Raw genomic sequence first — 12,746 nt, forward strand, 5'->3', positions numbered from 1 at the left:
CCCGGCCGGTTATCACCGGCCGGGGCAGCGACCTGTCAGGTGCCGCTCCTGCGCTCGCACAGGACCAGCTTGGCCTTGCCGCTCTCGTCGGCGGTCGGGCAGTCGTACTCGGCGGAGATGCGCCGCGCGAGAGCCGGGTCGACCTTGCCCGGCCGGAACCAGTTCCGGTCCAGGACCGCGTACGGGGCGGGGTCGTGGTCGACGCAGTCGGCGTTCTCCTGGAACGACTTCAGCTCGGTGACGTCCGCGAGGTAGCGGGTGCGCTGGAGGAACGTGGCGATCGGGTACCGGCACTGGGCCGGGTGGTCGACGAAGTACGCCGCGTCACCGAAGGCGAGATACAACACCGGGGCGTCGGCGGGCAGTTGGGCCCGGATCCGGTCCGCCGCCTGCTCGGAGTCCTCCAGGGACTTCAGGTACGCGGTGTTCGTCGTCAGGACCTTGCCGTACTGCACGAGGTGCGGTGAGTCCGGCCAGCTGCTCCCGGCCAGGCACACCACGCCGGCCAGGGCGACCAGCGCGGCCGGCCACACCCCGCGAGAGATCCTCGGCCGCGGGGCTCGCACGCCCGCCGCCCGCACACGTGCCTCCAGCCAGGCGTCCAGGACAGCGGCGAGCAGGGGGACCAGAGCCGCGGCCCAGAGGACGTACGGCCGTTGGAGGTCTCTCGGCAGGTGGGTGTACAGCACGGGCAGCGCGCCGTAGAGCAGCGATACGGCGCCGAAGAACCAGGGCGGGGAGCGGCGGGCGCCGCCCACGGCCAGGCCCCACACGGCGGCGGCGATCACGGGCATCTGGGCGCCGTGGTACAGGAACCAGTTGCCCTGCACGACCACGACCGCCTGGGCGCCGAAGCCGATCGTCAGGGCCACCAGGATCAGTTCGGCCCGGCGGCGCCGCCCGCGTACCCGGCAGAGCACAAGCAGCAGCGCTCCGGGCAGGAGCAGCAGCACCGGGCTCTCCACGGCGCGGTCGGCGAGGAAGTCCACGGAGCGCTCGATGATGAACCGCGGGTGGATGCCGGTGCGGCCGATCGACGCCTGGTTGAGCTGCGGCATGTCCTCGGTCCACTGCCACTCGTGGGACCCGGCGAGGACACTCAGCGCGAACAGGGCCACCGCGCCGGGCACCGCGACCAGCGCGAGACGTACGGCCCGACCCCGGTCGACGGCGTACACGAAGAGCACGCCGATGGCGGCAGAGGCGGCGGTGGAGTACTTCATCATCACCGCGAGCGCCAGGGGCAGCGCGGCGAGCAGCGCCGCCGGCCAGGGCTTCGCGGGGCCGAGTGTCGCGGCGACGGCCAGCACGGTGAGGACGACCGCCGCCCACTCCGGCTGGAGGAAGTCGTTGCGGGGCGCCAGCGTCATGGCGAGCCCGACGGCGCCCGCCGTGAGGGCCGCTTCCCGCCCGGTGAGGTGGCGCAGGAGCGCCACGTACAGGGCGTAGGCGGCCGCGGCGGCGAGCAGCACGCCCGCCGCGCCCATGAGCGCCTCGCTCACCATCAGGTCGCCGAAGGTGATTTTGTCGAGTCCGGCGATGAACCACCGGTAGAAGTAAGGCCGGTGGGTGAAGATCTCCGACGGTGAGTAGCCGGCCTGCTCACCGGTCCGCAGGGCGCCGAGCACGTACTCCAGGTCGCCGGTCAGCCGCCGGAAGACCACGACGTATGCCACGGCCAGCGCGGCCGGCAGCGCGACCACCGGCCACCACAAGGGTGACCGGCGGACGCGCTGCTTCGGCTGTGCTGCTGGGGTGGCGCCGTCGAGGTCGTCGGCCAGGGCGGTCGCCACGGATCAGCCGCCCAGGATGATGCGCAGGTCCGAGGCGTTCGCCTCGGTCACCTTCCACAGCTCCTGCTGACGGCCGTGCACGTCGGCGACGGTCGCGGCGTGGTCGGCCAGCAGACCCTGGGCGCGCTCCACGAGCTTGGCGCCGAGGTGCCGGTCGTGCACGGACACGCCCCACTCGGGCCGCTCGATGTCGCTCAGGAAGTACGCCATCTTCGGGTGCGAGATCAGGCTGATGATCGGCGTGCCGCAGCCGAACGGGATCATGCCGGCGTGCCCGCGCATGCCGATGACCAGCTTGGTGCGGGCGTACAGATCGCGGATCTCGTCGTTCTCGAAGTTGTACATCGGGATGACGGGCATCGAGATGCCGTGCTCGCGGCGCAGGTCGAAGGCGATCTTCTCGTCGTCCAGCGAGTGGGCGGCGCACTGCACCTCGGCGAGCTTCCCGAGGCCCCGTACCGCGTCGGCCATCTGCGCCAGGAAGTAGGCGTAGTCGTGGCCGAAGCGCAGACCCGCGCGGTCGTAGGCCGCGTTGATCAGGATGGTGTCCTCGCGCTTGGCCGGGTCCTGCCAGTTGGCGACGAGCTGGCGGGTGACCGTGGTGGGACAGGGCTGGAAGCGCACCTTGTCGTGCAGGTGGGCGGGGAGCATGGCCCGCACCTTCGCGATGGAACCGTGGTTGCGCAGTCCGAAGAAGGAGGAACGCTCGACGAGCTGCTGCAGCGAGGAGCGGAACCGTCCGGCGCGGTAGGACTGTCCGTCGAAGGCGTTGAAGCCCACGGCGAAGACCGCGATCGGCACGTCGATGCGGTTGAGCAGGTCGTCCGGGACGTTCCACTGCCAGGCGCTGTTGCCGTTGGGCATGGTGTCCGGGATGAACAGGCCGCCGCCGCCGATGACCAGGCCGCGGCGTTCGTTGACGCGCTTGAGGGCGGCCTCGTCGAACAGCCGGTGGGCGTGTACCGGGTGCCAGCGGCGGGAGCCGGTGTCGGGCCCGAAGGCGAGCCGGACGCTCTCCGGCAGCAGCTTGTCGCCCGCGTTGCCCTGGCGGTCCATGTAGAAGGCGACGTGCGCGAGTTGGTCCTCGGGGGTACCGAGCTCCTGGGTGGGCACGGAGGCCGCGCGGGTGACCCACATGCGGCTGGCGCGGTGGGTGGGGTCGACGCTGATGCCGGCCGTGGCGTACTTCAGGGCCTCGGCGTTCTCGCCGTGCACCCAGGCCATCTGGGCGAGGCGGGAGTACGCGGTGGCGGCCCGGTTGGGGGCGGCGGTGGCCAGCAGCAGTTCGGCCTTGGCCTCCTCGTAGCGGGAGACGCTCATCAGGGCGTGGCCGAGGGTCTCGTGCGCCCAGGACTCGTCGACCGGGAGCCGCACACTGTCGAGCACGTCGACGGCGTCCTGGTAGTCACCGGCGGCGATGTGGGCCGCGGCGACCTTGCGGGCGAGTTCCGGGTCCCCCGTGCGGGCGACGTGCGGGGTGCCGAAGTGGACCAGCAGGTCGTGGTGGAGACCGCCGGAGCGCTCCAGGTAGGCGCCGTGGAACTCGGCGTCGGTGAGCTCGAACTCGCGCCAGCGTGCCTCCGCCTGGCCGTACCCGGCCTCGCCGCCCTGCCAGGGCTTGTGGCGCCCGGTGAAGTGCAGGATCGAGACGTCCTCGGGCACCGGCAGGTCGCCGGAGAGCCGCCGCTTGACGTAGTTGTAGCGGGCGTCGAGGTGGACGAAGTCACCGTCGAGCACGGCGTTGAGGATGCCCTGGTCGTGCTTGTCGAGCTCGTAGTCGCCGCTGCGCCCGGTGGCGTCGATCTTCGCGCAGAACTCGTCGCTCAGGTACTCGCGCTGGATGACCAGGAGACCCGAGTTGAGCTTGTGCTGCCCGTAGAAGAACTGCGGTACGGCCGCAAGGCCCTCGCGCAGCTTCAGCAGTTCGCTCAGGTCGCCGAGGACGACCATGTCGGTGTCGAGCGTGATGATCGTGTCGTACGCGCGCAGCCGGAAGATGTCGAGGATGAAGTACGCCTTGCGCACCAGGTAGTTGTCCTGGTCGCCCTTGGCGTACGAGTCGTAGTGCTCGGCGTTGACGCGCTGCAGCACGATGCGCGGGTGCAGGGCGCGGATCTTGGCGATCGAGCCGGGGCGCAGGTCGTCGTAGAGGACGACGAAGTCCTCGCACACGTTCGGGTTCGACAGGGCGAGGCTGCGCAGCAGGACGAGGAAGCCCGGCAGGTAGTTCTCGTCGACGAAGCTCGCGAACGCGATGCGCCGCTTGCCGGTGAGGTCGGCCGCCGAAGCGCCGACGGCCGGGACCGCGGCGGCGGTTCCGGTCAGGGAGGTCGTGGTCATCGCAGGGATATCCTCATGTCGGTCACGCTCTGAGCCCGCTGCATGACCCATTCCTTCTCGCTGGTGTATTCGTGCACGGATGTGATGGCCAGCTTCATGGCTTCCGGTACGCGGTAGGCACCGCTCTCGTAGAAGTCGAAGCCGATCAGGTCGAGGGTCGGGCTGACGTCCAGGAAGTCCAACAGCCACAGCATGTTGAAGCCGGTGGTCGGAATGCCCGACCACTGGTCGGCGCCGACCTGGCCGATGTTCCGCAGCGGCCAGCGCAGCGTCTCGTCGCCGAGGTACTGCTGCGCTCCGGGCACCAGACGGTTGCGCAGCGAGTACTTCCAGTCGCCGGAGATGCCGCCGAAGACGAGCCGGGTGGTCACCGGCTTGTCCCAGTTGAAGCCGTGCTTGTGGATCGTGGTGTGGATGTCGGTACGGCTACCGGTGTGCTTCGCGTCGATCTTGTACGAGTTGAAGCGCACCACGAGGTCGTACGCGTCGATCTCGGCGCCCATCGAACTGGCGCCGACCCGGCCGGAGTTGGCGATCAGACAGACGGACTTGCCGGCGATCTGGTTGCGGAACTCACCCAGCGTGAGCCACTGCACGCCGCCGATGGTGGGGTCGACGACGGGGCCGCGCGCCCGGATCCGGCGCTGCTCGGCGTAGAGCGAGAGCGTTTCGGTGAGCGCGGGGAGTGCGGCGAGGTCTCCGCGGGAGACGCCGGTGCGCAGGTCCAGGTACTGGCTGAGCAGATCCTGCCGGTCGTTCACCGGGGCGTCCTCGGCGGCCAGCGCGAGCAGCGCGCCGACCAGCAGCGGCTCCGCGCCGGCCCAGTCGCCGGCGTCGTGCCGGGCGAGGCCCTCGGCCCACACCTCGGTGACGGGGCCGCCGGCGAACTCCTGGGCGCGCGGGACCTGGCGCTTGAGGAGCGCGAGGAGTTCCCGTTCCCGCTCCGCGGCGGCACGCATACCGCCGATGCGGGCGGCGACGCCGAACCCGTCGTCGGTGGTGAGCGCGAGGTAGCGCTCGTACGCCTCCAGCGCCTCGGTCTCCTCACCGAGGGCCTCGAGGAGCCGGGCGCGCAGCCGCCAGCCGGCGCGGGAGTTCTTGCGCTCGGCGAGGACCGTGTCGCTGATCACCAGGGCGAGGTTCAGCTCGTCGTCGTAGCCGCACTCCATCGCCTTGTTGGCGACCGCGAGCAGGGCGTCGAGCAGCGCGTTGTCGATCCCGGAGGAGGGGGTCGCCGCGCCCTTGACGGCGCGCTTGAGCAGGGCGGTGGCGCCGCCGCCCGTCGGGGCGGGCGCGGGGGCGCTGGTGGCGGACATACCCCACGCCACCAGCAGCTTCCTCAGCTGCTCGGCAAGCTCGATACGGCGGCGGTCGATGCTGCCCACGAGCTTCCCGCTGTGCGCCGCACAGGCGCGCAAGCAGTCGTCCAGCTCCCCTCCACGCGCACGTGCCCGTCTGTTCTGGACCCTCGTCATGGCACTCCTGATTTTTTGCAAAGCAAATGCTGTGTTCACTGCTGCGTTCGCTGCTGCTGACTGACGCTGCTGACTGACCGATGGCACGATCTTGCGCACGTTTACACGCCGGTGGGGCGATGATGAGAAAAATTAGGAAGCTAAAACGACTTCCAGGTGAACTCGTTGGAACCGGAGGGAAAATCGTTGGCCTGTCAACCAGGCCGAGTCTGTGATTCGGACTAACGTGCTGGGACAACCCGCCCACAGGAGCACCCGCGAGGGGATTTTTTCGTGACCAGCATGACCGTCCGTCCGGTGACCGACGTACCCCGGCCGGAGCGGGCGAGGCCCCGGGAGACCCGGCTGCGCGCACTGGACGGACTGCGGCTGATCGCTGCCCTGATGGTAGCCGCGTACCACTACGGCGGTCGGGGCGGTGACGTCACCAGGGCCTGGGGAAGCTCCGCCGAACGCCAGTTCCCCACGCTCCACGAGTATTTCGCGTACGGCTGCCTCGGCGTCCAGGTCTTCTTCGTGATCAGCGGGTTCGTGATCTGCATGAGCGGCTGGGGCCGGCCGCTGAAGTCGTTCTTCGCGTCCCGCGCCTCGCGACTGCTGCCGGCCTACTGGGCGGCGGTCGTGCTGGTGACGGTGGTGTTCGCGCTGCCGATGGTGGCCTACCACGCGGTGTCGCCGAGCGACGCGCTCGTCAATATGACGATGCTTCAGCAACCCCTGGGCGTAAACCGGGTGCTGGGGGTCTGCTGGACGCTGTGGGCGGAGATCCGGTTCTACGCGCTGTTCGCGCTGTTCGTGGTGCTGCCCGGGGCCAACAGGCAGCGGGTGATCATGTTCTGCGCGGGCTGGACGCTGGCATACGTGATCGCGCAGGGCGCGCAGATGCCACTGCTGGACATCGTGCTGATGCCCGAGTACGCGCCGTTCTTCATCGGCGGCGTCGGCCTCTACCTCGTCCACCGCGACCGGCGTGACATCTACGCCTGGGGCATCGTGGTCGTCAGCTTCCTGATCGGGCAGCACTACGCGGTACGCGAGCTGTGGAACGCCGCGGACCCGAACGCCTTCGCCCACCGCACCACCTTCGGCATCGTCCTCGTCGTCGCCTTCGGCTTCGTGGCGGTCGCGGCGATCGCGCTGGGCTGGCTGAACTGGGCGAACTGGCGCTGGCTGACGGTCGCGGGCGCCCTGACGTACCCCTTCTACCTGGTCCACGAGCACCTGGGCTGGGTGGCGATAAAGGCGTACCACCAGACCCTGCACATCCCGTCGTACGGGACCTTCCTGCTCACGGTCGGAACCATGCTGCTGCTGGCCTGGCTGATGAACCGGTACGTGGAGAAGCAGCTGACGCCGCGACTGCGCTCGGCGCTGGCCAAGTCCCGGACCTGAGCCCTTACAGCATCACCGGTCGACAAAGTCTGATAAAACGCATTTTGCCCTCAGGTTCACCTGGTCGTGCGTGGGGATTTCTCTCTCCGGGCAGTCGCGGAAACACTGATCGTCATGACTGCCACACAAGCCGCCACCCGCCCGCCCCACCAGCTCGACGACGTTCCCGGCTGGTTCCCCGTCCTCGACCAGATGCTCTTCGACTGGTGTCTGGACCGGCAGGAATCCGCAGGGATGCGTGGCGATCTGCTCGAAGTCGGGGTGTACATGGGCAAGAGCGCGATCTTCCTGGGACGCCACGCGCAGGAGGGCGAGCGGTACACGGTCTGCGACCTCTTCGAGGGAGACGCCCCCGACAACGCCAATCAGGCGGAGTCCACGAAGTCGTACAGCGCGCTCACCCGGCGGGCCTTCGAGGAGAACTACCTCTCCTTCCACGACGAGCTGCCCCGCGTCGTGCAGGGACCCAGCTCGCTGGTGCCGTCCGAAATCGCTCCCGGCTCCTGCCGGTTCGTCCACATCGACGGCTCGCATCTGTACGAGCACGTCCACGGGGACATCGCGGCGGCCCGCGAAGCGCTGCTGCCCGGCGGCATCGTCGTCCTGGACGACTTCCGCTCGGAGCACACGCCCGGCGTCGCCGTGGCCGCCTGGGAGGCCGTGCTCAGCAGGGGCCTGCACCCGATCTGCCTGAGCGCCCAGAAGCTGTACGGGACTTGGGACGATCCCGAGCCCGTCCAGGAGGAGCTGCTGGCCATGGCCCGGGAGCGGACGGACTGCCACCTCAGCGTTCAGCATGCGGCCGGCCACCGCATCATCCGCCTCAAGGCCAAGGGCATGCAGGCCCCGGCCTTCCCGCCGTCCCGGCACTACACCGATCACGCCACGACCGTCGTCACGGAGGAGCCCGCGACCGAGGTCGCTGTCGCTGTCGCCGTCGCCGTCGCGGCTCCGGCGGAATCGCAGCCGGCGGAATCGCAGCCGGCGGAATCGCAACCCGCGATGGCGGACCCGCCCGCGTCCGAGGCGAGCCCGTCCGCCGTCCAACAGCCCCACCAGGCGCCCCAGGCCCGCCGCAGGCCCGCCCCGGGCCCCCGCCGCCACGTCCGCCGCATCGCCCTCGACCTGCTGCCACCCGTCATCACACGTGCGATCCGCCGGGCCCGCGCCGCCAAGCGGGCGGCGGCGAGCTGACGCTCAGCTGATCCCGTACCGCGCCTCGATCCCCGCGATCACGAGGCGCAGCCCCTCCTCGAACCCCTCGTCGTAGCCCTGGAAGACCTCGGCACCCACGGCCGCCGCGAGGGGGTAGGCGGCCATGCGGGCGGCTCGCTCCTCGATGTCGTAGCCCTCGCGGCGCTCCCCCGGCAGCGGCTGGACGCCCTGCTCCTCGGTGATGAAGCCGATGGTGAAGAGGTAGACGGTGGAGGAGGCGCGGGCGGCCTGCGGGAGGGTGAAGCCCGCGTCCAGCAGGGCGCGGAGGTTCAGTTCCAGTTCGACGGCGTGTTCGGTGCCGGTGAAGCGGGAGCCGCTGAACACCTTCGCGCCGTCGCGGTAGCCGAGCAGCGACCGGCGCAGGCCACGCTGGCCCAGCAGGAGCCGCTCCTGCCAGCTGACGCCGGGAGGGATGCCCGCGTCCGCGACCATCCGGCGGTACATCTCCGTCGCCATCTCGTCGAGCAGCGCCTGCTTGTTCTTGAAGTGCCAGTACAGGGCCGGGGCCTGGACGTTCAGCTCCTTGGCGATCGCCCGGAGGGTGAGCCCGTCGAGGCCGACCTCGTTGAGGAGCCGCAGGGCCGTATCGACGACCTGCTTCTTGTCCAGCTTGGGGGATCTCTGGGTAACCACGCTTGACAGCTTAACGCCGTTAAGGGCATGCTCCAAGCAAGGAACTTAACAGCGTTAAGGAGCTGGGCATGAACGCGTACGACTCGGATGTACTCATCGTCGGTGCCGGTCCCACCGGGCTCGCGCTCGCCGTGGACCTCGCACGGCGCGGGGCCCGTGCCCTCGTCGTGGAGCGCGCCGACGGGCTCTTCCCCGGCTCGCGCGGCAAGGGTCTGCAGCCCCGCACCCAGGAGGTCTTCGACGACCTCGGCGTGCTCGACGCGGTCCGCGCGGCGGGCGGCCGCTATCCGGTCGGGATGATCTGGCTGGACGGGGAGCGCGCGGGCGAGCACCGGATGTTCGACGAGACCGAGGCGACGGAGGCCGAGCCGTACCACGAGCCGTGGATGCTGCCGCAGTGGCGGACGCAGGAGATCCTCCTCGCTCGGCTGACGGAACTCGGCGGAGAGGTGGCGTTCGGGCGGGAGCTGGTGGGGGTCGCGCAGGACGCGGACGGAGTGACGGCCACCTTCGCGGCGGGCGCTCCGGTCCGCGCGCGTTACGCCGTCGCCGCCGACGGGGGCCGTTCCACCGTTCGGCGCGCGCTCGGCATCGGCATGACCGGCGAGACGGTGGATCCGAACCCGGTACTGGTGGCGGACGTCCGCCTCACCGGGCTCGACCGCGACAACGTGCACGTCTTCCCGCCCGCCGGCACCGAGGGCTTCATGGCGGTCTTCCCGCTGGCGGGGACCGAGGACTTCCAGATCGTGGCCCAGTTCCCGGAGGGCACGGACATCGACCTCTCCCTCGACAGCATCCGCAAGGTCGTCGCCACCCGCTCGCACCTCTCCCCCGATGACGTGACCGAGGTGCGCTGGGCCTCCGACTTCCGGCCCCGGGCCGCGATGGCCGACCGGTTCCGCGAGGGCCGTGTCTTCCTCGCGGGCGACGCCGCGCACGTCCACTCGCCCGCGGGCGGGCAGGGCCTCAACACCAGCGTCCAGGACGCGTACAACCTGGGCTGGAAGCTGGGCGCGGTGCTGAGCGGCGACGCTCCCGAGTCCCTCCTCGACTCCTACGAGGAGGAGCGGCTGCCCAACGCCGCGGACATGCTCGGTCTTTCCACCCAGGTCCACCGTGGCGAGGTCCGGCGCGGCGAGGCCACACAGCAGCTCGGCCTCGGCTACCGGGGTTGCTCACTCGCGGTGGAGACCCGGGAGGGCCTGCCGTCCGAAGCCCTGCACGCGGGCGACCGCGCACCGGACGGCATCCGCGGCGGCGTACACCTCTTCGACGCGTTCCGGGGCCCGCACTGGACACTGCTCGCGGTCGGCACGGACGTGGACCTGCCGGACCTCACCGGGGCCCGTACGGTCCGGATCCCGGCGTACGAGGCGTACGGGACCGGAGTGTTCCTCATCCGTCCCGACGGTTACGTCGGCTGGGCGGGCGCTACGGCGGAGGCGCTGGCGGAGTACGCGGCCCGGGTCTGCCCCGCTATGCGCTGGCGAGCGTGAGCTTGACCGCGAAGCCCAGGAACAGCGCGCCGGCGGCGGTCGTGACCCCCGCGGACAGCCGCCTGCGACTGCGGAAGGCCGCCGCCAGCTTCGTACCGCTGAAGATCAGGGCGGAGAGGTAGAGGAAGCTCGCCAGCTGGGCGAAGGCGCCCAGGACGACGAAGGAGAGCGCCGGGTAGGCATACCCCGGGTCCACGAACTGCACGAAGAAGGCGACGAAGAACAGGATCGCCTTCGGGTTGAACAGGCTGATGACCAGCGCCCGCCGGAAGGGCCGCTCCTCGGCGGCCGCCACCGAGGCCGGAGCCTCCGCCCGAACCCGCCGGGTCCGCCACATCCCCCACGCGGCCCGCAGCATCCCGACCGCCAGCCACGTCAGATACCCCGCACCGGCGTACTTCACGATCCCGAACAGCAGCGCGTTCCCCTGCAGCAGCGAGGCGACCCCGGCAGCGGAGAGGGTCATCAGGACGGCGTCTCCACACCAGACGCCCGCCGCGGCCTTGTAGCCGGTACGTACGCCGCTGCGAGCGGCGACCGACAGCACATACAGCGAGTTCGGGCCGGGGAGGAGAACGATCAGGACGAGGCCTGCGAGGTAAGTGGGGAGGTCAGTGACACCAAGCATGGAACGGAGTGTCGCACGGGGGTACGACACTCCGCCTTCGTGTTTCGAGGGCCGGTCAGAACGCATCCGTAGGCACGTAAGTCCCCCAGACCCCCCGCAACGCGTTGCACACCTCGCCGACCGTCGCGCGGGCGCGTAGGGCGTCCTTCATCGGGTACAGGACGTTGTCCGTGCCCTCGGCTGCCTTCTTGAGGTCGGCGAGGGCCGCGTCGACCGCGGCCCGGTCCCGCTCCGCACGCAGCTTCGTGAGCCGTTCCGCCTGCTGGGCCTCGATCGCCGGGTCCACGCGGAGCGGCTCGTAGGGCTCCTCCTCGTCCAGCTTGAAGCGGTTGACGCCGACCACGACCCGTTCGCCGGAGTCGGTCTCCTGGGCGATCCGGTACGCGGAACGCTCGATCTCGCCCTTCTGGAAACCGTTCTCGATGGCGTTCACCGCGCCGCCCAACTCCTCGACCCTGGCCATGAGTTCGACGGCCATGGCCTCCACGTCGTCGGTCATCCTCTCGATGACGTACGAGCCCGCGAAGGGGTCGACCGTCGCCGTCACGTCCGTCTCGTACGCCAGCACCTGCTGCGTACGGAGTGCGAGCCGCGCGCTCTTGTCGGTCGGCAGCGCGATCGCCTCGTCGAAGGAGTTGGTGTGCAGGGACTGCGTACCGCCGAGGACCGCGCCCAGGCCCTGCACCGCGACACGCACCAGGTTCACTTCCGGCTGCTGCGCGGTGAGCTGGACGCCCGCCGTCTGGGTGTGGAAGCGCAGCATCAGCGATTTGGGGTTCTTCGCGCCGAACTCCTCGCGCATCACCCGGGCCCAGATGCGGCGCGCGGCACGGAACTTGGCGACCTCTTCGAGAATCGTCGTGCGGGCCACGAAGAAGAAGGACAGCCGCGGGGCGAAGTCGTCGACGTCCATGCCCGCCGCCACCGCCGTGCGCACGTACTCGATGCCGTCCGCCAGCGTGAACGCGATCTCCTGCGCGGGCGAGGCACCCGCCTCGGCCATGTGATAGCCGGAGATCGAGATCGTGTTCCACTTCGGGATCTCGGTCCTGCAGTACTTGAAGATGTCGGCGATCAACCGGAGGGAGGGCTTGGGCGGGAAGATGTAGGTGCCCCGCGCGATGTACTCCTTCAGGACGTCGTTCTGGATCGTGCCCGTCAGCTGGGAGGCCGGCACACCCTGCTCCTCGCCCACCAGCTGGTACATCAGCAGCAGGAGCGCGGCGGGAGCGTTGATCGTCATCGACGTGGAGACCTTGTCCAGCGGGATCCCGCCGAACAGGATCCGCATGTCGTCGATCGAGTCGATGGCGACCCCGACCTTGCCCACCTCGCCGGACGCGATCGGGGCGTCGGAGTCGTGGCCCATCTGGGTGGGCAGGTCGAAGGCGACAGACAGCCCCATCGTGCCGTTGGCGATCAGCTGCTTGTAGCGCGCGTTGGACTCCACGGCCGTGCCGAAACCGGCGTACTGGCGCATCGTCCACGGACGCCCGGTGTACATCGACGGATACACACCACGTGTGAAGGGGAACTCACCCGGCGCGCCCAGCTTCTCGGCGGGGTCCCAGCCCGCCAGAGCCTCCGGCCCGTAGACCGGCTCGATGGGCAGACCGGACTCGGTTTCGCGCGCCATTGCTGTGCCTCCCGCTGAAGTTACCCACTGGTAGGAACGGACCTCGCGACGGACTGTAGTGGCGGCCGTGCGCCCGGTGGAGTGGCCCACGCTGGGACCTTGCTCACAGACCGGCCCACGGCCCTGTTTGATGGG

General features: G+C 69.9%; 9 protein-coding genes. 3 read left to right on the plus strand and 6 right to left on the minus strand.

What is annotated here, in order from left to right; genetic code table 11:
* Nucleotides 1-35 precede the first annotated feature (35 nt).
* The 3 genes from OG246_RS03160 to OG246_RS03170 are packed head-to-tail and all read right to left on the minus strand — an operon-like array spanning nt 36 to nt 5,608.
* Nucleotides 36-1,793, minus strand: a complete 1,758-nt coding sequence (locus tag OG246_RS03160; protein ID WP_266455482.1) for a hypothetical protein — start codon at nt 1,791-1,793, stop codon at nt 36-38.
* A gap of 3 nt (nt 1,794-1,796) precedes the next feature.
* Entirely contained in the window at nt 1,797-4,133 is a 2,337-nt protein-coding gene (locus OG246_RS03165) for a glycosyltransferase (RefSeq protein ID WP_266455484.1), read from the minus strand.
* Nucleotides 4,130-5,608: a glycosyltransferase family 29 protein gene (locus tag OG246_RS03170; protein WP_266455486.1), complete on the minus strand. Its 1,479-nt coding sequence runs from the start codon at nt 5,606-5,608 to the stop codon at nt 4,130-4,132. Before OG246_RS03170 ends, OG246_RS03165 begins: the two co-directional genes overlap by 4 nt.
* A 282-nt stretch (nt 5,609-5,890) precedes the next feature.
* Between OG246_RS03170 and OG246_RS03175 the strand changes: the two genes are divergently transcribed.
* Nucleotides 5,891-7,000: an acyltransferase gene (locus OG246_RS03175; RefSeq protein ID WP_266463821.1), complete on the plus strand. Its 1,110-nt coding sequence runs from the start codon at nt 5,891-5,893 to the stop codon at nt 6,998-7,000.
* A gap of 114 nt (nt 7,001-7,114) precedes the next feature.
* A complete protein-coding gene (locus tag OG246_RS03180) occupies nt 7,115-8,194 on the plus strand; it encodes a class I SAM-dependent methyltransferase (protein ID WP_266455489.1) in 1,080 nt (359 codons plus the stop codon).
* A 3-nt stretch (nt 8,195-8,197) separates the two neighbouring features.
* Here OG246_RS03180 and OG246_RS03185 read toward each other — a convergent pair whose 3' ends face one another.
* Nucleotides 8,198-8,848, minus strand: a complete 651-nt coding sequence (locus OG246_RS03185) for a TetR/AcrR family transcriptional regulator C-terminal domain-containing protein (RefSeq protein ID WP_266455492.1) — start codon at nt 8,846-8,848, stop codon at nt 8,198-8,200.
* 68 nt (nt 8,849-8,916) lie between these two features.
* Between OG246_RS03185 and OG246_RS03190 the strand changes: the two genes are divergently transcribed.
* Nucleotides 8,917-10,347 (plus strand): FAD-dependent oxidoreductase, encoded by a 1,431-nt coding sequence (locus tag OG246_RS03190; RefSeq protein WP_266455495.1) that lies wholly within the window; start codon nt 8,917-8,919, stop codon nt 10,345-10,347.
* On the opposite strand, the gene leuE is transcribed toward OG246_RS03190, so the two are convergent.
* Nucleotides 10,328-10,975, minus strand: a complete 648-nt coding sequence (leuE, locus tag OG246_RS03195) for a leucine efflux protein LeuE (protein WP_266455498.1) — start codon at nt 10,973-10,975, stop codon at nt 10,328-10,330. The genes OG246_RS03190 and leuE overlap by 20 nt on opposite strands.
* A 55-nt stretch (nt 10,976-11,030) precedes the next feature.
* Entirely contained in the window at nt 11,031-12,611 is a 1,581-nt protein-coding gene (locus tag OG246_RS03200) for a methylmalonyl-CoA mutase (RefSeq protein WP_266455501.1), read from the minus strand.
* Nucleotides 12,612-12,746: the final 135 nt, after the last annotated feature.

This window comes from Streptomyces sp. NBC_00620, from assembly GCF_026341825.1.
In the GTDB taxonomy this organism is placed as follows: domain Bacteria; phylum Actinomycetota; class Actinomycetes; order Streptomycetales; family Streptomycetaceae; genus Streptomyces.

Excerpts from the sequence above, each read along its gene's own strand:
- OG246_RS03165 (WP_266455484.1), bottom strand. The coding sequence starts at position 4,133 with ATGACCACGACCTCCCTGACCGGAACCGCCGCCGCGGTCCCGGCCGTC.
- OG246_RS03170 (WP_266455486.1), bottom strand. The coding sequence starts at position 5,608 with ATGACGAGGGTCCAGAACAGACGGGCACGTGCGCGTGGAGGGGAGCTG.
- OG246_RS03175 (WP_266463821.1), top strand. The coding sequence starts at position 5,891 with ATGACCGTCCGTCCGGTGACCGACGTACCCCGGCCGGAGCGGGCGAGG.
- OG246_RS03180 (WP_266455489.1), top strand. The coding sequence starts at position 7,115 with ATGACTGCCACACAAGCCGCCACCCGCCCGCCCCACCAGCTCGACGAC.
- OG246_RS03190 (WP_266455495.1), top strand. The coding sequence starts at position 8,917 with ATGAACGCGTACGACTCGGATGTACTCATCGTCGGTGCCGGTCCCACC.
- leuE (WP_266455498.1), bottom strand. The coding sequence starts at position 10,975 with ATGCTTGGTGTCACTGACCTCCCCACTTACCTCGCAGGCCTCGTCCTG.
- OG246_RS03200 (WP_266455501.1), bottom strand. The coding sequence starts at position 12,611 with ATGGCGCGCGAAACCGAGTCCGGTCTGCCCATCGAGCCGGTCTACGGG.